This is a genomic window from Luteitalea sp. TBR-22 (genome assembly GCF_016865485.1).
Classification (GTDB): Bacteria; Acidobacteriota; Vicinamibacteria; order Vicinamibacterales; family Vicinamibacteraceae; genus Luteitalea.
In genome coordinates, this window is the sequence record NZ_AP024452.1 from 5,950,659 (window position 1) to 5,975,609 (window position 24,951).

Genomic DNA, 24,951 nt, shown 5'->3' on the forward strand with positions numbered 1-24,951 from the left:
CGGATCGTCGGCAACGCCACGCGCGTCATGGCACGAAACGTCGGTCTGTCCACCTTCGTCGCCGCGCGTCCGGCGCATTTACACGTGAAAGCGCCGTCGCAGCGGCCCGGCCACCATGGGCAGCTAATGCGTGCGTCTCGTCATTGAGCCGCCGTGCCTGGCACGCGTAGCCTCCACTCACACCCTGCGCGCGACGTGACCGCTGCGCGCCCGCAGCTTCCTGGGAGGATGAGAGATGGCGTATCCGGACTACCTCGACCCGAACACCGCCGAAAGCACCAGGCTCGTCACGCCACGCAACGCCACGCTGCTGCTGATCGACTACCAGCCGCAGATGATCTTCGGCGTCGGCTCGATCGATCGGCAGTTGCTGCTGAACAACGTCGAAGCCCTCGCCAAGACGGCGCTGGCGTTCGAGCTGCCGGTGATCCTGACGACCATCGCGGCATCGAGCTTCAGTGGTCCGCTCATCCCGCAGCTGGCCCGCCTGTTTCCCGAGCGGGATGCGATCGACCGCTCGGCCATCAACACGTGGGCCGACCATCGCGTGGTGCAGGAAGTGCGCGCCATCGGGCGGCAGAAGCTCGTGATGGCCGGGCTCTGGACGGAGGTCTGCCTCACGCTCCCGGTCCTCTCGGCCCTCGAGGCCGGGTACGACGTGTACTTCGTCGCTGACGCATCGGGAGGGTCGTCGACGGCCGCGCACGACCTGGGCGTCCAGCGCATGGTGCAGGCGGGAGCCACGCCGCTCTCCTGGGTGCAGTTGCTGTCGGAACTGCAGTACGACTGGGCGCGCAAGGAAACCTACGACGCGGTGAACCGCATCGTCGCCGAGCACGCCGGCGCCTGGGGCACGGGCGGGTTCTACCGGGCGACGTTCTCCGCCGCCCCCGACCGCGCGCTCGCGGCGATCGGCTGAACCGTCGAGGCGTCAGGGGACTTCGCAGGAACTGGCGACGCTCATCGCCGGCAGCGCGCCACACTCCTCACCACGCTCCATCCGGAAGGGAATGCCTGATGAAGATCGTCGTGATCGGCGGCACCGGGTTGCTGGGGGCGACGCTGGTCGCCCGGCTCGCGGCTGACGGCCATGCGGCGGTCGCGGCCTCGCGGCGCACCGGCGTCGATGCCCTGACGGGCCGCGGCCTGGCCGCCGCGTTGGAGGGCGCGGCGGCTGTCGTCGACGTCTCCAACGCCTCACGCTTCGATGCCGCGGGGGTCATGGAGCACTTCACCGTGGCGACACGCATGCTGCTCGAGCATGCGGCGGCGGCCCGTGTGGGGCACGTGGTGGCGCTGTCGGTGGTGGGGGTCGACGCGGTCGAGGACAGCCCGTACCTGCGTGCGAAGTGGGCGCAGGAAGCCCTGATCACCGCCAGCGGCCTGCCCCACTCGATCGTGCGCAGCACGCAGTTCTTCGAGTTCCTGCCGCGCCTGGCCGACCACGCCCTGGTGCGATCGGAGGTGCGTCTGCCACCGGTCCCCGTCCGCCCGATCGCGGGCGAGGACGTGGCACGGACGATCGCGTCCGTGGCGGTCGGTCGCCCTGTCGACGGCGTGATCGAGCTCGCGGGTCCGGAGGTGTTCCGGCTCGACGAGATCGTCGGGCGTGTGCTGCGTGCACGACAGGACGCGCGTCGGGTCGTCGCCGATCCGCGGGCCGCGTACTTCGGGGCCCGGCTGACGGGACGCGAGCTCCTTTCGGGGGACGCCGCACGGATCGGCAGCACCCGCTTCGACACCTGGCTGCGTCACTCCGTCGAGGCGCCCTGACCGTCCACCGCTCTGGCGGCGGCGCCGCGCCCCTCGGCGTCGGTGATGCCGAGCGCCACGCCGTCGGGGCCCGGCAGTCGCACGCCCGCCCGACGCGCTCTCCGCCCATGCGCTCTCGTGCTTCGCGGCTCCCGCGGAGCCTGTAATGCGCGTGAGACCCGCTCGTCAGCCAGTCCGCAGAAAGGAAGGAACTGATGCACATGCCGAACACCACACGTGCGCTGATCCGGATCGTCGGGGCTGGCGTGCTGGCCCTCATCAGCGTGGCGTGCACGACGCAAGCGCGGTCTGGCGACGCACCAGCACCGCCCCCAACGGTCAGGACGGTTGCCGCGACACGCCAGGACGTCCCGCTCGAGACCACCTTCACGGGCCGTGTCGAGCCGATCCAGCGCGTCGAATTGCGGGCCCGCGTCGGTGGCGCCCTCGATGCCGTGCTCTTCAAGGAAGGCGCGCGGGTGGCGGCCGGCGCGCCGCTGTTCCGCATCGACCCGCGGCCTTACGCGATCGCGCTGACGCGGGCGCAGGCCGAGCAGGCGGGAATCGAGGCCCAGCTCGCCCGGGCTCGGCAGGAACTGGCACGCGCCGAGCGCCTCGTGCTCCAGGACGCCGTCGCCGCCGAGGAAGTGGACCGCCGGCGTGGCGAGGTGGCGCACCTCACGGCCAGGCTCGAGGCGGCACGCGCCGCGGTTGCGGACGCCGCGCTCCAGCTCGACTTCACGACCGTCCGTGCGCCGGTCGCCGGCACCATCGGGAAGCTGGACGTCACGCGCGGCAATCTGGTGACCGGCGGTCCGGGCAACGGGACCCGCCTGGCGCTGCTGCAGTCGCTCGATCCGATCTACGTGTACTTCGAGCTCGACCCGACCACCGCGGCCCGCGCCCGGCTGGCCGGCCAGCGAGCCTGGCTGGCGACGGTCACGCCGTTCGAGGGCGGCGCGCCGGCCAGCGGCCCCATCGACTTCATCGACCACAGCGTCGGTGCGCAGACCGGTACGTTGCGCGTGCGGGCACGCCTGCCCAACCCCGATGGCCGCCTGCTGCCCTCGTCGGTGGTGCGCGTGGCGTTCCGGTACGGCACCGCGACGCGGGCCACCGTGATCCCCGAGGTCGCCATCGGCACCGATCAGGGAGAGCGCTACGTGCTCGTGGCCAACGCCTCCGGGATCGTCGAGTACCGCGGCATCGAGCTCGGCGCCAGGGTGCGGGACCTGCGCGTGGTCGCCAACGACGCGGTCCGGCCCGGCGAGCAGGTCGTGCTCCCGGGACTGCCAATCCGCCCGGGCACGAAGGTGGTGCCGCAGCCGGAGGCGGTACGATGAACGTCTCCCGCTACTTCATCGACAGACCCGTCGGAGCCATCGTGCTCTCGGGGCTGATCGTCATCGCCGGCGCCCTCAGCCTCGGCCGACTGCCCCTGACCGAGTACCCGCGCGTCACGCCGCCGACCGTGGTCGTGCGCGCCGCCTACCCCGGCGCCAGTCCGGAAGCCATTGCCGACACCGTCGCGGCGCCACTGGAGCAGGCCATCAACGGCGTGGACGGCATGCTCTACATGGGCTCGCAGGCGGCCGGCGACGGCTCCCTCACGCTGAATGTGACCTTCGACGCGCACGTCTCCCCCGAGCTCGCGCAGGTCGAGGTGCAGAACCGTGTGTCGCGGGCGCTGCCGCGATTGCCGGTGGAGGTGCAGCGCCTGGGTGTCACCACCCAGAAGCTCTCCCCCGACATCCTGATGGTGGTCCACCTGGTGTCACCAGGAGGCCGTTACGATCCGCTCTACCTCTCGAACTTCGCCACGCGGCGCGTCAAGGACGAACTGGCGCGTGTGCCCGGGGTCGGGGACGTCCAGGTATGGGGCGCCGGCGACTACAGCCTGCGCGTCTGGCTGGACCCGGACCGCATGGCGGCCCGGTCGCTCGCCACCAGTGACGTGATCGCGGCGATCCGCGAGCAGAACGTCCAGGTCGCCGCCGGCGCCGTCGGCCAGCAGCCATCGCCAACCAGCGCCTTCCAGCTCGCGGTGGATACCAGGGGTCGCCTGTCGTCGCCGGAGGAGTTCGAGCAGATCATCGTCCGCACCGAACCCGGCGGCGGCACGGTCCGCCTGCGCGAGGTCGCCCGCGTCGAGTTGGGCGCCGACCAGTACGCGCTGCGTGCCCTCATCGACAACCAGCCGGCGGTGGCCATCCAGGTGCTCCAGGATCCCGGAGCCAGCGCGCTCGAGGTGTCGCAGAAGGTGCGCGAGACCATGACGCGACTGGCGCGCGAGTTCCCGGCGGGCGTGGAGCACCGCATCGCCTACGACCCGACCGTCTTCGTGCGTGCCTCGATCCGCAACGTGATCACGACGCTGCTCGAGGCCACGCTCCTCGTCGTCGCCGTGGTGCTGCTGTTCCTCCAGACCTGGCGCGCCTCGATCATCCCGGTGCTGGCCGTGCCGGTGTCGCTGGTCGGCACGCTCGCGGTGATGCACCTGTTCGGGTTCACCCTCAACACGCTCTCCCTCTTCGGCCTCGTCCTCTCCATCGGCATCGTCGTCGACGACGCCATCGTCGTCGTGGAGAACGTCGAGCGACACCTCGCCCTCGGGCAGGGCCCTCGCGACGCCGCCGTACGGGCCATGGAGGAGGTGACCGGCCCGATCATCGCGATCACGGCGGTGCTGTCGGCGGTGTTCATCCCGACGGCGATGCTCGCCGGGCTGACCGGCCAGTTCTACCGGCAGTTCGCGCTCACGATCGCGATCTCGACGACCATCTCCGCGCTCAATTCGCTGACGCTGTCGCCAGCGCTGTCGGCGCTGCTGCTCAAGCCGCATGGCGAGGCGCGCGACGTGCTCTCGCGCGTCCTCGATCGCGTCATCGGACCGTTCACTCGCAGGTTCAACGCGCTGTTCGACCGCGGCGCGCGCTGGTACGTCGCCGGCGTCGGGCGGGCCATCAGGTACGCCGCGATCGTCGCCGTCCTCTACGGTGGCCTGCTGCTGCTCACCGGCGCGACCTTCCGTCACGTGCCCACGGGCTTCGTGCCGGCGCAGGACAAGTACTACCTGGTCGGAATCGCGCAGTTGCCCAACGGCGCCTCGCTGGACCGCACCGAGGCAGTGGTGAGGGAGATGACGCGGATCGCCCTCGAGCAGCCGGGCGTGGAGAGCGTGGCGGCATTCCCGGGGCTCTCGATCAACGGCTTCGTCCTGAACCCCAGTGCCGCCGTGATCTTCGCCATGCTCGATCCGTTCGAGGCGCGCACCACACCGGAGCTGAGTGCCGGCGCCATCGCCGGTGCGCTCAACGGCCGGTTCGCCGGCATCGGCGGCGCCATGGCGGCGATCTTCCCGCCCCCGCCGGTTCCCGGGCTCGGCGCGATTGGCGGCTTCAAGGTGCAGATCGAGGACCGCGCGGCACGGGGGCCGCGTGCCCTGTACGACGCCACGCAGGCCGTGCTCGCCGAGGCGAGGACGTCGCCCAGGCTGGCCGGGGTGTTCTCCGCCTATCAGGTGGACGTGCCGCGACTGCGACTCGACGTCGACCGCGAACGCACCCGCCAGCTCGGCATCCCGCTGGGCCACGTTCACGAGACCCTGCAGGCGTATCTCGGCTCGCTCTACGTCAACGACTTCACGCTGCTCGGGCGGCCGTACCGGGTCACGGTGCAGGCCGATGCGGCCTTCCGTGCCGACACGGACGGCATCGGACGGCTCCAGGTGCGCGCCCCGGACGGGACGATGCTGCCGATCGCTGCGGTGGCGACCACGCGCCCGTCATCGGGGCCGGATCCCGTGTCGCGGTACAACGTGCACCCGTCGGCCGACATCAACGGTGGCCCTGCGCCGGGCGTCAGTTCGGGCGAGGCCGTCGAGGAGATGACGCGGATCCTCGAGAAGACCCTGCCGGAAGGATTCGCCTACGAGTGGACCGACCTCACCTACCAGCAGATGCGCGATGGCCGCGGCGCGGTCGGCGTGTTCGCGATGGCGATCCTGCTCGCCTTCCTGCTGCTGGCGGCGCAGTACAACAGCTGGACCCTGCCGCTGTCGGTGATGGTGGTGGTGCCGCTCGTCCTGCTGGGCGCGTTGGCCGGCCTCTGGGTGTCCGGGCACGACAACAACGTGTTCACCCAGATCGGCTTCGTCGTGCTGATCGGCCTGGCTGCGAAGAACGCGATTCTGCTCGTGGAGTTCGCACGGCAGCAGCAGGAGGAGGGCGTGGCGCTGCACGCCGCCGTGCTCGAGGCCTGCCGCCTGCGACTGCGGCCGATCCTCATGACGTCCCTCGCGTTCGTCATGGGTGTCGTCCCGCTGGTCATGGCGACGGGCGCCGGCGCCGAGATGCGGCGCGCGATGGGCGTTGCGGTCTTCTCCGGCATGCTAGGCGTGACCGTCTTCGGGTTGCTCTTCACGCCGGTGGCGTACGTGCTCGTGCAGCGATGGCGTGAGGCCCGCGGCCGGACGCGACCGGCCGCAGCCGCCAGTCGCGCGCCATCGGCCACGGCGGTCCGTCAGGACACGCCGCTCCAGGTCACGCGTTCTGTCACGGAGGTGGGTCGTGCGTAAGTCCGTATCGGTCATCGTGTCGATTGCGGCGCTGCTGGCCGGCTGCGCGGTCAAGGTGCCGGCGCCGACGAGCAGCCTGCCGACGCCCGTGGCGTCGCCCTCGTCGTGGGTCACCGACGGCCAGTTCGAGGCGCGTTGGTGGCGCCAGTTCCAGGATCCTGTGCTGGACGCGCTGGTCACGGAGGCCATCGCTGCCAATCGGGACCTGCAGGCGGCAGCTGCACGGGTCATCGCCGCGCGGGAGCTCGCGGGCGCCACGCGCCTGAACCTGCTGCCGACCGGCGGGGTGGCCGCCAGCCTGTCACGCCAGCACCTCAGCGAGTTCCAGGCGCAGGGCCTGGAGTTGCCGACGCGAACGGGAACGGTCCAGCGCGCCGGCATCGACGTCGCCTGGGAAGCCGACGTGTTCGGGCGCCTGCGCGGCCGGACGCGGGCGGCAGAGGCGGACGCAATGGCCGCGGCGATGGATGCCCGTGGCGTGCAGGTCGCCGTCGCGGCTCAGGTGGCCTCTGCGTACTACGACTGGCAGGGGGCGGAGCGCGACCTCGACATCCTGGCCAACCTGCGCCAGCAGGTCCAGGACCTGCTGGCCAAGACGAGCGCGTTGATCGCGGGCGGTCGGCTCACGTCGCTGGACCTGCTGCGCGTCAGGCAACTCGACGACGAGATGGTGGCCGAGCAGGCGCTCGTCGCCCACACCGCCGAACGGGCGCGGCTGCGCCTGGCCACGCTGACCGGCCGATCGCCAGATGGCTGGTCGGTGCCGCCGACGCCAGCGGCGGCATTGCGGGCCCGGCAGCTCCCGATCGGCCAGATGACGGAGGTGCTGGCACGGCGACCGGATGTCGGCATGGCGCAGGCGCGCCTGGACGCGGCCCTGGCCCGCGCCGGGGTGGCCCGTGCGGAGTTGCGTCCGCGCATCGACGTGATTGGATCCATCGGCCTTGTCGCCGGCGGTCTCGGGTCGTTGGCCGACGCCGGTGCCCTCTCGTGGCTGGCAGCACCGCGAATTGCGTGGTCGGTGCTGGACTTGCCACAGCTCCGCCGCCGAGCCCGCGCCGCCGGCGCCCTGGCCGACGCCGCGTTCGCCGAGTACGAGCAGGCGACGCTGCGCGCGCTCGAGGACGTCCGCACGGCGGTGGATGCCTACGGCGCCGCCACCGATCGCCTGTCGGCGACGCAGCGCCGCCTGGACGCGGCCTCCGGCGCGGCAGCCATCGTGACCGTGCAGTACCGCGAAGGACTCGTCGACTCGTTGGCCCGCACCCTGGCCGAACGTGACCGCATCGTCGGCGAGCTCGCGGCGAGCCGCGCCCTCACGGCCCACCAGCAGGCGGTGGTGGACGTGTACCGTTCGCTCGGCGGCGGCTGGCAGTGACCTCGAGCGCACTCCACGCGCATGAGGCCCGGCAGTGCATCTCGCGCTGCCGGGCCTGCTGCCTGGACTTCGAGTCCTTCCAGGGCAGCAACTGCGTGTGCAGGGCCATGCCCCGGCGACCACGACAGGCTCGGGGCGAACGAAGGCGGAACGACGCAGGTCGCGATGGGACAACCGGCAGACGCGCCGGCGCTGGTTCAGGGATAGGGCGGGGGCGAGGCGCAGCGACTGCGCGAATCAGGCCAGCGAAGCGAGGGACGGTGGAATCGGGGTGGGCATCGCACGAAAGGGGCCGCCCGGTCGGGCGGCCCCTCGTCGATCGTCGCCTCAGTTGCGCGTTCGGCAACACCCGCCCGCGCGGGCGTAGGGATCGGGGAGCTCGGAGGCTGCGGCGTCACCTGTCACGACCGCTCGCGCCCCGTAGCCGGCGTGCTCGATGGCAAGGATGAGTTCCTCGACACGCACGCGACCGGGCTCGGTGGTCACGATGGCACGGGCCGTGTCGAGGTCCACGTTGACGTCCACGACACCCGCGATGCCGTCGAGGGCGCGAGTGACGTGGCGGACACAGGCGTCACACGACATGCCGGAGATCCGCAGCGACAGCGTTTTGGTCGAAGTCGAGGTTGGTGTGGTCGTATTCATGCCCGTGCCGACGCAGACGGGCAGCCGGCATTACAGCCGATGCCGGCGCCAGGGCCGTCACTCGATCACCTCGAGCGACAGCGTCTGCCATTGGTCGCGACTCGACACACCGATCTCGCCACGGAAGTCACCGGCCACGTACCAGAGGAAGCCGACAGGTTCGCCGTCCTCGACATCCACGGCGAGTTCGTACGGCTCGATGTCGTCGGTCGGCTGCCCGCGCCGCTGGAGCTCGGCCGCCACCAGCTCGCGCCCGCGCGCCCAGAGTCGCTTCGCGTCGTCGCACGCGGCGACCGCGATCCGACGCGCCGCCGGGTGCAGTCCCTGCGCATCCCCCTGAAGCTCCGCGACGATGGGAATGCCGTCGAAGTCGAGGGAGTCGGTCTGCCACAGGCGGTCGTCGTTGAAGACCAGCACACCGAGTCGCGGGTCCTCGAGCTGCGTCTCGTTCCGTACACGGCGAGGGCCGGCAGGTTCGGGGGCCTGCGGCGGACCCACCGGGGGTGTGCCGCCTCGCGTGGTGTGGTCCACCTGCGTGCGACGCTGCAGCAGCGACAGCACGCCGACGATCACGAGCAGCAGGACACCGAGGATCAGTAGTGGCGACACGGAAACACTCCCCGCGAACTAGCGAGTGAAGGTGTGGAGGCCGTCGGTCGAGCGCACCAGGTAGTCGTGACTGGCGTCGGCATCGCACCGCAGGTGCAGCCGGGTGTCCGTGCCGCCGACGTGCGCCGCCGCGATGGTGAAACGCGGCAGGCCGACGCCGCGCGCCTGTGCTTCGGCCCGGGCGGCCTCCGATGCGCGCAGCAACACCTCGAACGAGCGCTGCACGACCTGGTGGGCCTGCGTGAGGGCGGCTGCATCCGGCCCGTCGGGCGAGCCGGCGACGAGCACCGGAAAGCCGTCCTGGCGCTGCGCCCACCACGCCGACTCGGCCGACGACCACGCGAGCTCACCGAGCACGACGTCGAGCCGTCGCGCCCCGCGGGCCGGCGGCGCCGGCGGACCTGAGCGCAGGTGACGGGGATCGCCGGTGGAACTGGCCGCCGTGCCTCGCGCCGGCGCGCCGCCCTTGCGCGCGCGCAGCCTGGACAGCGTCTGGGCGTTGGCGTCCTGCACGGTCGCGCCGCGATGGCGCTCGACCCGCCGCTTGCCGTGGACGATGGTGAGGATGGCGAGCGCGAACAGGGCCGCGACGCCATAGGGCACCCACAGGTGGGCGTGGTCGATCAGGAAGTACAGGGCGACGAGCAGGCGGCCGGCAGCGACGCGGGCAGGGTGTCGCGGGTCCGGGCCCGTGAGGCCCGCCCAGGCGTCGTCGGCCAAGCGGCCGACGACCCAGAAGACGAAGGGGAGGGGCACGAGGTTGGCGAGGCAGCCCAGCGAGCTGCGGGCCATCTCGGCGCCCGTCGGCTTCCTGCCGCGGTCCTGCGGCGGTTCTGGGCGCGCGAGCACACCGCGCACCAGCCACTTCCACGCCGCGACGTACAGCCAGAACGTCGCGAAGATGCGGATGAAGATGGCCGCGGCCCCGGCCTCGGGCTGCGTTGCCACGTTGGCCGAGAGCAGGAACAGCCCGCTCGCGACGAGAATGTGGAAGGCGAACCAGACGCTGGCCTTCAGGACGTGGCCGAGCCACGCGAGCAGGGACATGGGCTGTAGACCTCAACGGCAAACAGGGCCGCCGGCGAACGAACAGGGGCTGCCGGTGCCGTCAGCCGGGCCACGGTCTCGCGTCCTGCGGGTGTGCGTCGGGTACGATGCGCACGCGCCCGCCACCGAGGAACCCGACATGCAGATGATCGACAAGCCCGGCCTCGCCCCCATCAGGCACCTGCTCGAGGATCCGGCGATCACCGAGATCATGATCAACGGTTCGCAGCAGGTCTACGTGGAGCGGGCCGGGCAGATGGTGGAGGTCCCGGGCGTGTTCACGCACGCCTCGCAGCTCGACCTCCTCGTCGACAACCTGGTGGTCGCGGCGGGGCGGGGCGTCAACGCCCGATCGCCCATGGCCGACTTCCGCATGGACGACGGGTCGCGCGTCAACGTGTGCATCGCGCCGGTGTCGCTGCAGGGGCCGGCGGTGACCATCCGCAAGTTCACCCACGCGGTGCGGACCTTCAACGACCTGGTACGCCACGGCACCCTGACCATGCCCATGGCGGAGTTCCTGACCTGCGCGGTGCGGGCGCGATTGAACATCGTCTTCGCCGGCGGCACCGGGACGGGCAAGACGACCACGTTGGGCATCATGGCCAACCAGATCACGCGCGGCGAGCGCGTGGTGGTCATCGAGGACACGGCCGAGCTCGACCTGGCGATCGCGCACTGCGTGCGGCTCGAGGCGCGGCGGGCCAACAACGAGGGCGCCGGAGCGATCACGCTGGCCGACCTGCTGCGCAACAGCCTCCGCATGCGCCCGACGCGCATCCTCGTCGGCGAGATCCGCGGCGACGAGGCCTTCGAGATGCTGCACGCGATGACCAGCGGCCACGACGGGTCGATGGCGGTGCTGCACGCGAGTTCCCCCGCGCACGCCGTGGCCCGCCTCGAGCTGATGCTGCTGTCGCGCGGGCTGGAACTGCCGCTCTGGGCGATCCAGCGCCAGATCAGCACGAGCGTCGACCTGATCCTGCAGCACCAGATCCTGCAGGACGGCGTGCGGCGGATCACCCACGTGAGCGAGGTGGGGCCCGTGCAGGACGGGCAGGTCTCCATCCGTCACCTGTTCGAGTACCGTCTGGCCGGCTATGCGGCAGACGGGCGGGCCGTCGGCGAGTTCGTGGCCACCGGCACGCGGCCGAAGTTCCGCGAGAAGCTGCGGCTGGCCGCCGGGCCCGGGGTGGACCGCCTGCTGGGACTGACCGGGCCCTGACGGCGGCGGGGCCACCCCACGCGCACGGTCGCGGGCAGAGACGATCAGGAGGCGAAAGGCCATCGCCCGGCGCGCCGCCGCTGGTAGACTGGTGAGATGTCCGCAGCAGAACACGCCAGACAGATCGCCAATCCGCACCGCCGCAACATCGCCATCATCGCCCACGTCGACCACGGCAAGACGACGCTGGTGGACGCGATGTTCGCGCAGGCGGGCACGTTCCGCTCCAACGAGCGGGTGGCGGAACGGGCGATGGACTCGATGGACCTCGAGCGCGAGCGCGGCATCACCATCCTGGCCAAGAACACCGCCGTCCGCTACCTCGACCACATCATCAACATCTGCGACACGCCGGGCCACGCCGACTTCGGTGGCGAGGTCGAGCGGACGCTGTCGATGGTCGATGGCGTGGTGCTGCTGGTGGACGCCTCGGAAGGGCCGCTGCCGCAGACCCGCTTCGTGCTGCGCAAGGCGCTCGAGCGGCGGCTCGAGCCGATTGTCGTCATCAACAAGATCGACCGCCCGGACGCGCGCGTCCAGGAAGTGCTGAACGAGGTCTACGACCTGTTCATCGACCTCGACGCCGACGAGGACCAGCTGGACTTCCCGGTCATCTACGCCGTGGCGCGTGACGGGCAGGCGAGCCTCGACCCGAACGAGCGCGGCGACACGCTCAAGCCGCTGTTCGACGCGATCATCGAGCACACGCCGCCGCCCAAGGGCGACCCGGAGGGCATCCTCCAGATCCTGATCGCGAACCTCGATGCCAGCGAGTACCTCGGGCGCATCGCGATCGGCCGCATCTTCAACGGGCGCATCACGGTCGGTGACTTCGTCGGCGTCGCCAAGCTCGACGGCACGATCCAGCAGACGCGCATCACCAAGCTGTTCGCCTTCGACGGCCTCAAGCGCGTCGACGTCGAGACGGCCGCGGCCGGCGACATCGTCTGCATCGCGGGCATCGAGGACATCACGATCGGCGAGACGGTGACCAGCGCGGAGACGCCCAAGGTGATCCCGCCGCTGGCCATCGACGAGCCGACCGTGTCGATGATCTTCGGCGTCAACACGTCGCCGATGGCCGGCCGCGAAGGCCAGTACGTGACGTCGCGGCAGATCAAGGAGCGTCTCGAGAAGGAGCTCCTCGGCAACGTCTCGCTGCGCGTCGAGCCGACCGACTCGCCCGAGCAGATGCGGGTGATCGGCCGCGGCGAGCTGCAGCTGTCGATCCTGATCGAGATGATGCGGCGCGAGGGCTTCGAGCTGCAGGTGTCGCGCCCCGAGATCGTCACCAAGGACAGCCCGGCGGGCAAGCTCGAGCCGGTCGAGGACGTGGTGATCGACGTGCCCGAGGAGTTCCAGGGCGTGGTGATCGCCGCCCTCGGCATCCGCAAGGGCACGATGAACAAGATGGTGAACAACGGGAGCGGCCGCGTCCGCCTCGAGTTCAAGGTGCCGGCGCGCGGCCTGATCGGCTTCCGTTCGCAGTTCCTGACCGACACCAAGGGCACCGGCATCATGAACCACATCTTCGCGGGCTGGGAGCCGTGGGCCGGCCCGATCCCGGCGCGCCCGACCGGCGCGCTGGTGGCCGACCGGACGGGCGTCGCGACGGCGTTCGCGATCTCGAACCTGCAGGATCGCGGCGAGATCTTCATCGACCCGACGACCGACGTCTACGAAGGCATGCTGATCGGCGAGAACTCCCGCAACAACGACCTCGACGTGAACGTCTGCAAGGAGAAGAAGCAGACCAACATGCGTGCCTCGTCGGCCGACGAGGCCATCCGCATCATCCCGCCCCGCAAGCTGGGACTCGAAGGCGCCATCGAGTTCATCAACGACGACGAGCTCGTCGAGATCACGCCCAAGTCGATCCGGCTGCGCAAGAAGGTGCTGGCGCAGAACCAGCGGCCGCGCCGCGACTAGTCAGGACTCACGAGGCATTGGCCCGGGCAGGCGCGTCCGACGACACCGCCCTGCCCACGCCGAGCCTGTCGAGCAGTTGGTCGAAGGCCGCCCGGCGGAGCGGCTTGGACAGGTAGTCGTCCATGCCCGCCTCCAGGCACATCTCGCGGTCGCCGGTCATCGCGTGGGCCGTCAGCGCGACGATCGGCGTCGGGCGGACGCGGCGGCGCTTCTCGATGGTGCGGATCTCGCGCGCCGCCTGCAGGCCGTCCATCACCGGCATCTGCACGTCCATCAGCACCAGGTCGTAGCGCTCGCGCTGCCACGCGGCCAGCGCCTCGGCACCGTCGGCCACCAGCACCACCTCGCAGCCGCGACGGGCCAGCAACTGCTGCACCACGCGCTGGTTGACGACGTTGTCGTCGGCCACCAGCACCTTCGGCGCCCGTGCGATGCGCGAGGGCGGCGGCACCACCGCCAGCGCCGCCTGCTGGTTGGCGTCGGCCACCGAGCGGCTCAGGGCTGCGGCCAGCACCGCGGCCACGGTGGGACGGCGAAGCGGCTTGGCCAGCACCGGTCCCCGTACGTCGTCGGCGCCCTCGGTGGACAGCACCAGCTCCAGCACCGGAACCCCGACCCGCGCCACCGCGCCCACGTCGGACCGGACCGAGGCCATCGACTCGTGATCGATGAGCACCAGGCACCACCGACGCTCCCACAGGAGAGGACCGAGCGCGCCATCGTCGTCGCCAACGGTCACCTTCGCGCCCCAGGCCTCGAGCCAGCCGCGCAGCACGTCACGCGACACGTGCTGCCGGTCGACGAGGAGCACGTCGCGACCCTCGAGCTCGCTGGGCCGCGCCTCGACGGCCGCGACCGACCCGGCGGCGATCGCCACGGGCAGCGCGAACGTGAAGGTGCTGCCCTGCCACTCGCGGCTCTCGCAGCTGATGGTGCCGCCCATCAGGTGGACCAGCCGGGCACAGATCGGCAGGCCGAGGCCGTTGCCCTCGAACAGCTGCGGCGTGCCCGTCGCCGCCTCCCGGGTGATCTGCTCGATGGCCGCGAGCTGATCCTCGCCCATGCCGACGCCCGAGTCCGAGATGCGGACACGCAGCGTCGCGCGCCCCTCCGCAAACGGCGTGTCGAGGTCGATGCGCACGCGCACGAACCCGACGTTGGTGAACTTCACGGCGTTGCCCAGCAGGTTGATCAGCACCTGGCGCAGGCGCACCGGATCGGCGGTCACCATGGCCGGCAACGGCGCATCCTGGTCCCAGACGAGATCGAGCTCCTTCTGGTGGGCGCGCACGGCGACCGCGCCGAGCGCGTCGTGGACGACCGCGGCGAGGTCGAAGGGCACCGCCTGCAGGTCGACGCGGCCGGCCTCGATCCGTGACAGGTCCACCACGTCGTCGATCACCGTGATGAGGGCTTCCGACGAGCGCCGGATCGTGTCGAGGTAGTCGCGCTGCGCCGGCGTGAGGTCGGTGTCCAGCGCCAGCTCGGTCATGCCGAGGACGCCGTTCATCGGCGTGCGGATCTCGTGGCTCATGGTCGCCACGAACTCGCTCTTGAAGCGGTTGGCGCTCTCGGCACGGTCCTTGGCGACCTGCAGCTCGGCGGTGCGGCGCGCCACTTCGGCTTCGAGTTCCTCGCGGTGGCGCTGCAGCTCGCGATCGCGCGCCTCGAGTCGCGACAGCATGCCGTTGAAGGCGCGCACCAGGACGCTCAGCTCGTCGTCGGTGGCCCGCTCCGGCAGGCGGAGGTCGAGACGCTCGGTGCGGACGACCTCCTGTGCCGCCACCGACAGTTGCCTGAGGGGGGTGACGATCGGCCGCTGCAACGCGGCGCCGAGCACGTTGGCCAGGCCGAGCGAGACGACGAACACGATGAAGAAGATCGCCATCGTGTCGCGACGTCGCGCCTCGACGCGGCGCAGGTCCGTCTCGACGAGCACCGACCCGACGCAGCCGTCCTTGAGGCAGATGTCACGCACGACGCGCAGGCTGTCGCTGCCCTGCACGGTGCCCGGGGCCGGCGCCTGCGGCGGCGCCTGGGGCCCGCCGACGCCCTGGACCTGCGCAAACAGCCGCCCGTCCTTGCCGTAGAGGGCGGCGACACGCAGGTCGGGCCTGGCGCGCAGCGACTCGAGGGTCTCGGCGACGTAGACCGGATCCTCGAAGGCCAGCGCGGCGGCGTTGTTCTCGCCGAACACGGTGGCCACGGCCTCGATCTCGAGGGCCAGGGAGGCCCGCGACGTGACGCCGTCGTAGAACATCAGCCCGAGCCCGGTCAGCGCGAGCGCGAAGGCGCTGGCGGCAATCAGGATCAGGGTGAGACGGCGGCGAAGGGAGTGGCGAAGCATCAGGGCGGGGCGGTCCCCTAACCCCAATCGGCGGTGGGTCCGGAATGATGAGGGCCGGGGGCCTAAAGTTTCCGGCGCAGCGACCGATTGCCTCGACAACCATGATCTCCCTCCATACCCCCTCAGCCGCCCGCCTGACCCGGCGCCTCGTCGCCCTGGCCCTCGTCGTGGCCGGCACCGCGGTCGGCGCCTTGCGGGTCGAGGCGCGAGCGGGCGATGACGAGGCCCGGGCGACCACCATCGCCCGGATGCTGCGGTTCGTGGAGTGGAACACCAAGGCGCCCGGGACGGGCCTGCGCGTGGCCGTCGTGGGGAACGCGGAACTCAGCGCGGCCCTCCGTGAGGCGTGCGCCGCGATCCAGCCGGGTGGCCACACGGTGACCGTGGTGGACGTGCCGTCGGTGGCGGCGCTGGCCGACGTGAAGGCGTCGGTGGTGGTCCTCGGGGAGGACTCGGCCGTCCTGGCGCGTCGCCTGTCGGAACAGGGCGTGGTGACCGTCGGCGACGGCGACTGCCCCGAGAACCGGGCGCTGGCGCTGAACATCCGGTCGGAGGGCGACCGGTACCGCCTGCAGGCCAACCCCACCGCGGCGGCCCGCGCCGGAGTCGTCCTGAGCTCGCGACTGCTCCGCCTGGCACAGATCGTCAATTAGGGAGCTTCAGTCGGCCTTCGGCAGGTCGGCCTTCGTCAGTCGGCAGTCCGTCGTCGCCTCGAACGCCAGGCGTCGATCGTCACGTCTCGGCCGGCGCGTCCTCTTCCTCGAGGGGGGCGGGACGATGGCCCCAGCGGGTCAGCAGCACGCCGGCCGCGACCAGGATGGCGCCGACCAGGCGCATGCCCTGCAGGCGCTCGCCCAGCCACACCATCGCCACGAGCAGCGCCGCCACCGGCACCACGTTGGAGTAGATCGACGTGCGTGACGACCCGAGCTGCCGCACGCCCATGTACCAGGCGGTGTAGGAGAAGTTCAGCGCCAGCAGCGACGAGAACACGACGCAGATCCAGGCCACCAGCCGGACGTCGGCCCAGTGCGTGCGGGCGAAGTCGGCGGTCGAGAACGGCAGGAACAGCATCGTGCCGATCGCCATCGACAACCCCGTGACGACGATCGGCGCGTACGAGGCGAGCAGCGGCCGGCCGGCCACCGTGTAGATGGTCCAGCACAGCACGCACGCGATCATCATCAGGTCGCCGGTGGGCGAGCTCACGCCGGTGATGGCGCCGCCGCGCACGATCAGGCTCACGCCGACGAACGACAGCGCCGTGCCCAGCCAGTGCGCCAGCGGCAGTCGCTCGTGCCCCACGGCCGCCGAGAGCAGGCTCACGGCCGCCGGCGTGCAGGCGATGATGATCGAGGCGTTCATCACGCTGGTGCGCTCGAGGCCGGCGATGAAGAGGATCTGGTACCCGAACTGGCCAATCAGGCCGAGCACGACGATCACGCCCCAGTGGCGCGGGGTGATGCGGGCGACGTCCTCGCGGCGACGCGTGAGGAAGATGGCCGCCAGGAAGACCAGCGACGCGATCAGCAGGCGCAGCCCGTTGAAGGCCCGCGGCGGGACTTCCTGCAGCACGAACTTGATGACGCTGTAGTTGCTGCCCCAGATGATGGCGGTGAGCAGCAGGTAGAGGTCGACGCGGGTCATTTCAACGCGGGAATTCTAAAGGTGAAATGACCGGTCCGCCGGGGAGGCGGAGTGGCCGGAGCGGGCCCGATGCCACGCTCCGGCGGCTTGCCCCGAGCACCAGCCGCGTCGGCGAGCCGACGCGACTCGTGTCGAGGGGTCTTACGCCAGGCCGAGGGCGCCGGCCCGGACGAAGAAGATGATCAGCGAGACGAGCAGCACGTAGATGACGAGCGACTCGATGAGCACCAGGCCCAGCAGGAGGGCGCCGCGGATGGCATCGGCCGCGCCCGGGTTGCGGGCGATGCCTTCGGCGGCCGCGCTCACGGCCTTGCCCTGCGCCATGGCGCCGAACGCCGCCGCGATGGCCAGCGCGAAGCCGGCGGTCACGACCGCCCACTGGGTCACGCCCGGGGCCACGGCGCCGGCCGCGGCGGCTTCCTGGGCGTACGCCGGCGAGATCAGGCCAGCGGCCATGACCAGCGCGAGAACTGCGAAGAACTTCTTCATCATGCGAGTGCCTCCTCGAGGCGCGTCAAACGACAATCGTCGGCATTAAAGGGTCGCGACCGGTGGTCGCGCGGCGCGCCTGTGGCGCGCCTGGGTCGGGTGCAGGCCGGGGCCCGACGAATAGCCGAGGCCTGCCCCGTGCCGCCGCCCCGCACGATGCGCAGGCGTCGGGTGTGCGTGGGCGCCGACCAGGGGTCGACGCCGAATCGTCCCTACGCCGCCGCGTGAGCGTGCGCCGGGGAGTCGCCGTGCGCATGGTGGTCATCGTGGTCGGCATCGTCATGCCCATGCTCCACGTGCACCGCGCCGGAGAGGTAGATGATCGTCAGCAGCGTGAAGATGTAGGCCTGCAGCGACCCGGTGATCACGCCCAGGAACATCATCGGCAGCGGCACGAGGAAGGGCACGATGCTGGCCATGATGAGCACCACGAGCTCCTCGCCGTAGACGTTGCCGAACAGGCGCAGCGACAGCGACATGACGCGCGACATGTGGCTGATCACCTCGATCGGCGCCATGATCGGCGCGACGAACAGCGGCACGCCCGGCGGGATGATGAAGTGCTTGACGTAGGACACCAGGCCCTGCGCCTTGATGCCCTGCAGGTGGTAGTACACCCACACCGTCAGCGCGCAGCCCAGCGTGGTGCTGATGTTGGCCGTCGGCGACATCAGGCCGGGCACCTTGCCGATGGCGTTGGCCAGGAAGATGAAGATGAAGATCGAGCCGACCAGCGGCAGGAACTTCGGCCCCTGCGGCCCGACGTTCTCCTTGAGCAGGCCGACGAGGAAGCCGACGATGTCCTCGAGGACGATCTGGAGCTTGCCCGGATTGTCGACGCTGAAGCTCGAGCGGACGGCCAGGCAGAAGACGGTGACCGCGAGCACGATCAGTCCGCACATGACGAGGTGATCGGGGATCACCACCAGGCCGGGCGCGTACGTCTTGCCGAGCAGCGGCGCGACCACCGGCCCGAGCAGCCGGTTGACGAGCTCGACGATCCAGAGTGTGTGATGTTCCATGTGCCTGTCGGCGGGGGCCGGTCGGCTAGCGCCAGGCCCGGACCGCTTCCGCCATCGCGGCGACGACCACCGCGGAGACGCCCACCAGCACCCCCAGCGGGTGCAGGTGCAAACGGCCAATGATAACGTAGCCGGCCGCCAGCAGCAACGCGTACCGGCCCGCGAGGCCGAGCGCCGCCCTCACGGGCGAGATCCTCCGCGTTTCCTGTCCGTCCGGGGGTGGCCCGAGGGCGGCCACGCCCCGCTTCAGCGCGCGAAAGCTGATGCCGGCCAGCAGGCCCCCGCCGACCACCCCGCCGGCAAGCCGCCAGCCCCCCAGCACCCACGCGCCCGCGGCGCTGATGGCCAGCACGATGACGGTGTCACGCTCGAGCCGGGCGGCCAGCGCGACGTCAGCGGGAGCCGGCATCGAAGGCCCGGCGGGTGATCCGCACCACGTTGAGGACCGCGGCCGCGAACCCGAGCACGAACCCGATCAGCATGCCCCAGGGGCTGGAGCCGAACGCCTCGTCGGCTTTCACACCCAGCCACGTGCCGATGACGAGCGCCAGCACGAACGACAGCCCGAGGGAGCCGAGTTCGCCCGCCGTGCGCCAGTAGCCGGAGGGGCGGGGGCTCACCATGGCGAGCTCAGGGCTTGCCGCCCGCGCAGGGAACGACCGTCGGGGCCAGGGGATCGGCAGCCGCAACCTGAACCGGGGCCGGTGGCGCAGCCGCCGGCCGGGCGGGAGCGTCGCAGTCGGCCTTCGCCGTCCCGTTGACCGCCCCGGGGGCCGCGGTCGGCTTGCCCTTCGGCTTCTTCTTCGCTGACGCAGACGATGGACGGGGGGCCTTTCCGGTGGTCACGGTCGAGGCGGCGGTCTTCCGGGGCGCCGGGGTCGTGGCCGAGGAGGCTGCCGGAGGGCCGGCCGTCTGGGCGCGAGCCGGGGCATGGCCGAGCACGCCGAGGACGAGCAGGGAAGCGAGGATGCGGGTCACGCGTGGCGTCCTCTCGATGGCGCCTGGGCCCGTCGGCGACCGCCGGGCTCGGAGGATCGTCGAACAAGTGCAGCACAAGGCGGGCCGTTGGCCCTCGACTATACTCCAAGGGCGGGTCCTGTCCCGCCACGGACACCCTCTGATGCGACAACTCCTGACGCTCGTTCTGGCTGCGGCTCTGGCCTCGTCCGTGCTCGCGCCTGCCGCGCAGGCCCAGTCCGATCCACGCCAGCGCACGCTGCTGGTCACCGCCATCGGCCCCGACGGCCTGCCCGTCGAGACCCTGGACGCCGAAGACGTCGTGGTCCGCGAGGACGGCGTGGCGCGCGAGGTGCTCAAGGTCACGCGCTCGACCGCCCCGATGGACATCACCATCCTGGTCGACAACAGCCTCGCCTCGACGCGCGCTTTGCAGGACATCCGCCTCGGGCTCGAGCAGTTCGTCACCAACTACGCCGGTCCCCACCCGATCACCATCATGACGGTGGCCGACCGCCCGACCGTGCAGGTCGCCTCGACCACCGGCAAGCCGCAACTGGTCTCGGCCGTCAAGCGCCTCTTCGCGCAGCCCGACTCCGGCGCCATGATGATCGAGGGCATCGTCGATGCCTCGCGAGCCATCCAGAAGCGAAAGCCGGCGCGCGCGACGATCATCGCGATCACCAGCTTCGGCACCGAGTTCAGCGATCGCGGCTTCCAGTTCGCCCTCGATGCGCTGGCCGAGTCCGGTGCGACGCTGCACGTGCTGGAACTGCAGGACACGCAGCGGGCCGACCCGACCAGCCAGAACATGCGGGACCGCAACGTGGTGATCGATCGCGGCACCACCGAGACCGGTGGCGCCCGCGAGCTGATCATCGCCAACATGAACCTCACCGACGCGCTGCAGAAGGTCGGCCGGATCGCGCTGACCCAGCACGAGGTCCTCTACGGCCGGCCCGATCGCCTGGTCCCGGCCAAGGAGGTCGAGGTCTTCTCGGCGCGGCCGACGCTGAAGATCAGGGCGAACACCCTGCAGGCGAACCGGGTACGTCGATGACCCAGGCGCTGCTGTGCACCATCGTCGCGGGCGCGGTTGCCGCCGTGCTCGCCCAGCCCCCCGCCGGCAGCCAGGCGCCGGCCCCGCAGCCACCGGCCACGGCGCCAGCGGGCCAGCCGCCCGTCGAGGCGCCGCCGCAGGCACCGGCCCAGCCGGCCGAGCAGCCGATCTTCAGGTCGGGCGTCGAGGTCGTGTCGCTGAACGTGACGGTCACCGAGCGCGACGGCAAGTTCGTGTCGGGCCTGCCCAGGGAGGCGTTCTCCGTGTTCGAGGACGGCGTCAAGCAGGACGTCATCTTCTTCTCGGGCACGCAGCTGCCGACCGCCCTCGGGCTGCTGATCGACACCAGCGCGAGCATGAACGACAAGATGGCCATCACGCAGCAGGCGGCCATCGGCTTCGTGGAGCGCATGCACGCCGACGACGTGCTGACGATCGTCGACTTCGACAGCCGGGCGGAAATCCTGCAGGGCTTCACCGCGGAACGCGACCGCCTCTCGGCGGCCATCCGGCGGACGACGGCGGGCGGCTCGACGTCGCTGTACAACGCGGTCTACATCGCGCTCAACGAGTTCAAGAAGATCCGCGCCGCCAACACGCAGCAGGACGTGCGTCGGCAGGCGATCGTCGTGCTCTCCGACGGCGAGGACACGTCGAGCCTGGTGCCGTTCGAGGAGGTGCTCGAACTGGCCAAGCGCTCCGAGGTGGCGATCTACGCCATCGGCCTCAAGGACCCGGGCGCCCGGTCGCGCCCGATGGGCGGCTTCAGCGAGTCGGACTTCGTGCTGAAGCAGTTCGCGCAGGAGACCGGCGGCAAGGCCTTCTTCCCGAGCGAGGCCGACGAGCTGCCGGCGATCTACGGCGCGGTGGCCGACGAACTGGCCGCCCAGTACACCGTCGGTTACGCGTCGCGCAACCAGCGCCGTGACGGCCGCTGGCGCCGCATCGTGGTGCGCGTCGAGCGCCCGAACACCATTGCGCGCACCAAGCAGGGGTACTACGCGCCCACCAGCTAGCGCGTCACGTCGCCGATGAGCCTCGCCGTCCTCTACACCGCCGCCTTCGGTGCCTACGTCTGGCACTTCGTGTCGCGCCGGCGGCTCGCCGGACGACTGGCGACGGGGATCCTCCTCGTGGCGGTCCTCGTGCACACGTTCGTGCTCGGGATGTACACGATGGAGCTGGGCGTCCCGCCCATGGCCGGGCGCACGGGCGCGGTGTCCACGTTCGTCTGGATGCTGGCCGTCGCCTACCTGTCCATCGAGGTGTCGACCGACGAGCGCGGCATCGGCGTGTTCGTGACGCCCCTGCTGGTGGCGCTGCAGGGCCTGGTGGCGCACGGCGCGATGCCCACCGACGTGCCGCAGTACTTCGCCGCCCCGTTCGTCGCGGTGCATGTCGGCGCGTTGCTGTTCGCCTACGCCAGCTTCGCGCTGGCGTGCGTCATCGGCATCACCTACGTGCTGCTCTTCCGCGAGTTGAAGCGCCGGACGCCGGGGGTCTTCTTCCAGCGCCTGCCGTCGCTGCAGGTCCTCGACCGGATGAACATGCGCGCGGTGTGGATCGGCTGGCTGCTGCTGTCGGTCGGGCTGGTCGGCGGTGCCGTCTGGCTGCGCGACGTGAGCACGCAGATGGCCAACGACCCGCGCCTGCCGCACATGACCATCACCGACCCGAAGATCATGATGGCCGTGCTCACCTGGCTGATCTACGGCCTGCTGCTGGCGTCGCGCCGCTGGGCCGGGCTCAGCGCGCGTCGCACCGCCTGGCTGTCGGCGGTCGGCTTCGCCCTCGTCCTCCTGAACTTCCTGCCCGTGGCGTACTTCTTCGCCCGGAGCCACAACTTCGCCTGATGCACCTCGTCCTGGTCGGCCTCAGTCACCACACCGCGCCGCTCGAGGTGCGCGAGCGGATCGGCATCAGCCGGTCCATGGTGCCGGCCGCCCTGGATCGCCTCGCCAACGACGGCTGCGACGACGCCGTGCTGCTGTCGACGTGCAACCGCACCGAGGTGTACGCGGTGGCTGCCGATCCGGTCGCGATGGGTGATCGGGTCATCAACTGCCTGGCCGACTATCGCGGCGTGAGCCGCGACGACATCGACGCGGCGCTGTACGTGCGCACCGACGCCGACGCGGCGCGGCACCTGTTCCGGGTCGCGGCGGGGCTCGACTCGCTGGTGGTCGGCGAGCCGGAGATCCTGGGGCAGGTGAAGGACGCCTACAAGGTCGCCAGCGAGGCGCGCGGCACCGGCAGCGTCCTCAACCGGCTGTTCCACGGCGCCTTCGCGATCGGCAAGCGCGTGCGCACCGACACCGGCCTGTCCGAGGGGGCCGTGTCGCTGAGCTACGCGGCCCTGACGCTGGCGCGCAAGATCTTCGGCGACCTCGCGTCGCGCCACATGGTGGTGTTCGGCGCGGGCGAGATGTCGCGGCTGTCGGCGCTGCACTTCCACCAGCAGGTGGCCAGCACCACGATCGCCACCCGACGGCAGGATCGCGGTGAGGCGCTCGCCTCCGAGGTCGGCGGACGCGTGATTGCGTGGGACGACCGCCTCGACGCGCTCGCCGAGGCCGACGTGCTGGTGTCGGCGACCGGGTCACCCGACCTCGTGCTCACTGCCGCCGATCTCGCGCGCGTGTTCGCGGCGCGCCGGCGCCGCCCGATGTTCGTGGTCGACCTCGCGGTACCGCGCGACGTCGACCCCGACATCGCCGAGCGCGAGGAAGTGTTCCTCTACAACATCGACCACCTGCGCGGCATCGTGCAGGAGAACCTGGCTCGCCGCCAGGAAGCCGTGGGCAAGGCCGAGCGCCTGGTGAACGACGAGGTCGCCGCCTGGTACAGCTGGCTCCGATCGCGAGCCGCGATTCCGACGGTGGTCGCGCTCCGGACCCGCTTCGAGCGCGTGCGCCAGGCGGAGCTCGAGCGACTGTCGCCCAAGTTCGCCGGCCTCGGGCCGGAGGCGCGCGACCGGGTCGACGAAGTCACGAGACTGATGATCGAGAAGCTCCTGCTGACCCCCACCGAACAGCTCAAGGCGATCGACGACCACGAGACCATGGCCGCGTGCTCGGCGGCGCTGCGGCGCCTGTTCGCGCTCGACGACGAGACGGCGGCCGTCGAGGCCGATCGGGCGGACGCGTCGCGGCAGAAGGCGCGATCGTGACCACGACCTGGCGGATCGGCACGCGCGGCAGCGCGCTCGCGCTGTGGCAGGCCACCACGGTGAAGGCGCGGCTCGAGAGCATGGGTGTCGCGCCGTGCGAGATCGTGGTGATCAAGACCGACGGCGACCGCCTGCAGGACGCGCCGCTCTCCGACGTCGGCGGCAAGCGGCTGTTCGTCAAGGAGATCGAGGACGCCCTGCTGGAGGGCGAGATCGACCTGGCGGTGCACAGCTCGAAGGACATGGCCGTGGTGCTGCCCGGCGGACTGCACATCGCAGGCGTGCTGCCTCGCGCCGACCCGCGCGACGCGGTCGTGCTGCCCGAGACCAGTGGGCTCGTCGACGCGACGCTGGCACAACTGAGCGAGGTGCTCGGCGCGACGCCGCGGATCGGCACGAGCAGCGTGCGGCGGGTGGCGCAGTTGCATCGGCAGTTCCCCGGCGCCGAGTTCCTGCCGGTGCGCGGCAACGTCGACACGCGCCTGCGCAAGCTCGACGGGGGCGACTACGACGCGCTGGTCCTGGCGGCGGCCGGCCTGCAGCGGCTCGAGCGCGGGGCGCGCATCAGCGGGTACCTGCCCGTCGAGGCCTGCATCCCGGCGCCCGGCCAGGGCATCGTGGCGATCGAGTGCCGCGAGGACGCCGAGGAGATCACGCAGACGCTCGTGGCGATGAGCGATCGTGCCGCGGACCTGGCCCTGCGGGCCGAGCGCGCGCTCGTCGCCGCGGTCGGCGGCGGCTGCCAGTTGCCCCTCGGCGCGCACTGTCGCCACACGGCCGACGGTGGCCTCGAGCTGATCGCCTGCGTGACCTCGCTCGAGAGCGAGCACGAGGTGCGGGCCCTCGGCTTCGGCGAGGCCGAGGATCCGGAGGGCCTCGGCGAGCGCGTCGCCGAGCGCCTCCTCGCCGACGGCGCCGGCGCGATCCTCGACGCGGTCCGCGAGTACGACGGGCCCCTGCCGGCGCAGGACTAGCCGCGCGACGAGCTCCCCCGTGGCTGGGGCTGGCGGGTCCCTCGTCACCGACGGCCCCGTCACGTGTCCACGGCGGCCCGGTCCCGTGTCCCGTGCCTCCCTTGTGACTGGTCGCTGTTCCCCTT

23 protein-coding genes are annotated in these 24,951 nt (G+C 71.1%); 13 read left to right on the top strand and 10 right to left on the bottom strand.

Annotation, left to right across the window (positions count from 1 at the left end):
* The first annotated feature begins 235 nt into the window (after positions 1-235).
* The 5 genes from TBR22_RS24500 to TBR22_RS24520 all read left to right on the top strand — a co-directional run bounded on the left by TBR22_RS24500 (position 236) and on the right by TBR22_RS24520 (position 7,706).
* A complete protein-coding gene (locus TBR22_RS24500; RefSeq protein WP_239490468.1) occupies positions 236-919 on the top strand; it encodes a hydrolase in 684 nt (227 codons plus the stop codon).
* A gap of 98 nt (positions 920-1,017) precedes the next feature.
* Complete coding sequence (locus tag TBR22_RS24505; RefSeq protein ID WP_239490469.1) at positions 1,018-1,773, top strand: SDR family oxidoreductase; 756 nt, start codon at positions 1,018-1,020, stop codon at positions 1,771-1,773.
* Between the two features lie 194 nt (positions 1,774-1,967).
* The gene (locus TBR22_RS24510) at positions 1,968-3,095 is read left to right on the top strand and encodes an efflux RND transporter periplasmic adaptor subunit (protein ID WP_239490470.1); all 1,128 of its coding nucleotides are present in this window, start codon (positions 1,968-1,970) and stop codon (positions 3,093-3,095) included.
* The gene (locus TBR22_RS24515) at positions 3,092-6,328 is read left to right on the top strand and encodes an efflux RND transporter permease subunit (RefSeq protein ID WP_305068755.1); all 3,237 of its coding nucleotides are present in this window, start codon (positions 3,092-3,094) and stop codon (positions 6,326-6,328) included. Before TBR22_RS24510 ends, TBR22_RS24515 begins: the two co-directional genes overlap by 4 nt.
* On the top strand, positions 6,321-7,706 hold the full coding sequence (locus TBR22_RS24520; RefSeq protein ID WP_239490471.1) for an efflux transporter outer membrane subunit: 1,386 nt from the start codon (positions 6,321-6,323) through the stop codon (positions 7,704-7,706). The genes TBR22_RS24515 and TBR22_RS24520 overlap by 8 nt, the downstream gene beginning before the upstream one ends.
* A 327-nt stretch (positions 7,707-8,033) precedes the next feature.
* Here the strand turns inward: TBR22_RS24520 and TBR22_RS24525 are convergent, their stop codons facing one another.
* From TBR22_RS24525 to TBR22_RS24535, 3 genes are all read right to left on the bottom strand, one after another.
* Positions 8,034-8,291, bottom strand: coding sequence for a heavy-metal-associated domain-containing protein (locus TBR22_RS24525; RefSeq protein ID WP_239490472.1), 258 nt, complete (start codon positions 8,289-8,291; stop codon positions 8,034-8,036).
* 117 nt (positions 8,292-8,408) lie between these two features.
* On the bottom strand, positions 8,409-8,960 hold the full coding sequence (locus TBR22_RS24530) for a hypothetical protein (protein ID WP_239490473.1): 552 nt from the start codon (positions 8,958-8,960) through the stop codon (positions 8,409-8,411).
* Positions 8,961-8,978: 18 nt separating this feature from the next.
* A complete protein-coding gene (locus TBR22_RS24535; RefSeq protein WP_239490474.1) occupies positions 8,979-10,007 on the bottom strand; it encodes a hypothetical protein in 1,029 nt (342 codons plus the stop codon).
* Between the two features lie 139 nt (positions 10,008-10,146).
* Here TBR22_RS24535 and TBR22_RS24540 point away from each other — a divergent pair, with 139 nt between their 5' ends.
* Together TBR22_RS24540 and typA are read left to right on the top strand one after the other, a co-directional pair.
* Positions 10,147-11,232, top strand: a complete 1,086-nt coding sequence (locus tag TBR22_RS24540; RefSeq protein WP_239490475.1) for a CpaF family protein — start codon at positions 10,147-10,149, stop codon at positions 11,230-11,232.
* A gap of 96 nt (positions 11,233-11,328) precedes the next feature.
* Entirely contained in the window at positions 11,329-13,161 is a 1,833-nt protein-coding gene (gene typA / locus TBR22_RS24545; RefSeq protein WP_239490476.1) for a translational GTPase TypA, read from the top strand.
* Positions 13,162-13,168: 7 nt separating this feature from the next.
* Here typA and TBR22_RS24550 read toward each other — a convergent pair whose 3' ends face one another.
* A complete protein-coding gene (locus TBR22_RS24550; protein ID WP_239490477.1) occupies positions 13,169-15,508 on the bottom strand; it encodes a response regulator in 2,340 nt (779 codons plus the stop codon).
* Between the two features lie 101 nt (positions 15,509-15,609).
* Between TBR22_RS24550 and TBR22_RS24555 the strand changes: the two genes are divergently transcribed.
* Positions 15,610-16,161 (top strand): YfiR family protein, encoded by a 552-nt coding sequence (locus TBR22_RS24555; RefSeq protein WP_239490478.1) that lies wholly within the window; start codon positions 15,610-15,612, stop codon positions 16,159-16,161.
* A 79-nt stretch (positions 16,162-16,240) separates the two neighbouring features.
* Here TBR22_RS24555 and TBR22_RS24560 read toward each other — a convergent pair whose 3' ends face one another.
* The 6 genes from TBR22_RS24560 to TBR22_RS24585 form a co-directional block, all read right to left on the bottom strand.
* A complete protein-coding gene (locus tag TBR22_RS24560; RefSeq protein ID WP_239490479.1) occupies positions 16,241-17,155 on the bottom strand; it encodes a DMT family transporter in 915 nt (304 codons plus the stop codon).
* A gap of 141 nt (positions 17,156-17,296) precedes the next feature.
* Positions 17,297-17,647: an ATP synthase F0 subunit C gene (locus TBR22_RS24565; protein ID WP_239490480.1), complete on the bottom strand. Its 351-nt coding sequence runs from the start codon at positions 17,645-17,647 to the stop codon at positions 17,297-17,299.
* A 209-nt stretch (positions 17,648-17,856) separates the two neighbouring features.
* The gene (gene atpB / locus TBR22_RS24570) at positions 17,857-18,666 is read right to left on the bottom strand and encodes a F0F1 ATP synthase subunit A (protein WP_239490481.1); all 810 of its coding nucleotides are present in this window, start codon (positions 18,664-18,666) and stop codon (positions 17,857-17,859) included.
* 25 nt (positions 18,667-18,691) lie between these two features.
* Positions 18,692-19,075, bottom strand: a complete 384-nt coding sequence (locus TBR22_RS24575) for an ATP synthase subunit I (RefSeq protein ID WP_239490482.1) — start codon at positions 19,073-19,075, stop codon at positions 18,692-18,694.
* Entirely contained in the window at positions 19,059-19,289 is a 231-nt protein-coding gene (locus tag TBR22_RS24580) for an AtpZ/AtpI family protein (protein WP_239490483.1), read from the bottom strand. The genes TBR22_RS24575 and TBR22_RS24580 overlap by 17 nt, the downstream gene beginning before the upstream one ends.
* Before the next feature lie 7 nt (positions 19,290-19,296).
* The gene (locus tag TBR22_RS24585; RefSeq protein WP_239490484.1) at positions 19,297-19,644 is read right to left on the bottom strand and encodes a hypothetical protein; all 348 of its coding nucleotides are present in this window, start codon (positions 19,642-19,644) and stop codon (positions 19,297-19,299) included.
* A gap of 142 nt (positions 19,645-19,786) precedes the next feature.
* Here TBR22_RS24585 and TBR22_RS24590 point away from each other — a divergent pair, with 142 nt between their 5' ends.
* From TBR22_RS24590 to hemC, 5 genes are read left to right on the top strand one after another with little or no spacing between them, the layout of a single operon-like run.
* Complete coding sequence (locus tag TBR22_RS24590; protein WP_239490485.1) at positions 19,787-20,683, top strand: vWA domain-containing protein; 897 nt, start codon at positions 19,787-19,789, stop codon at positions 20,681-20,683.
* The gene (locus TBR22_RS24595) at positions 20,680-21,699 is read left to right on the top strand and encodes a VWA domain-containing protein (protein ID WP_239490486.1); all 1,020 of its coding nucleotides are present in this window, start codon (positions 20,680-20,682) and stop codon (positions 21,697-21,699) included. Before TBR22_RS24590 ends, TBR22_RS24595 begins: the two co-directional genes overlap by 4 nt.
* A 15-nt stretch (positions 21,700-21,714) precedes the next feature.
* On the top strand, positions 21,715-22,536 hold the full coding sequence (locus tag TBR22_RS24600) for an inner membrane protein YpjD (RefSeq protein ID WP_239490487.1): 822 nt from the start codon (positions 21,715-21,717) through the stop codon (positions 22,534-22,536).
* On the top strand, positions 22,536-23,852 hold the full coding sequence (gene hemA / locus TBR22_RS24605; RefSeq protein ID WP_239490488.1) for a glutamyl-tRNA reductase: 1,317 nt from the start codon (positions 22,536-22,538) through the stop codon (positions 23,850-23,852). Before TBR22_RS24600 ends, hemA begins: the two co-directional genes overlap by 1 nt.
* Positions 23,849-24,826: a hydroxymethylbilane synthase gene (gene hemC, locus TBR22_RS24610; protein ID WP_239490489.1), complete on the top strand. Its 978-nt coding sequence runs from the start codon at positions 23,849-23,851 to the stop codon at positions 24,824-24,826. The genes hemA and hemC overlap by 4 nt, the downstream gene beginning before the upstream one ends.
* The last annotated feature ends 125 nt before the right edge of the window (positions 24,827-24,951 follow it).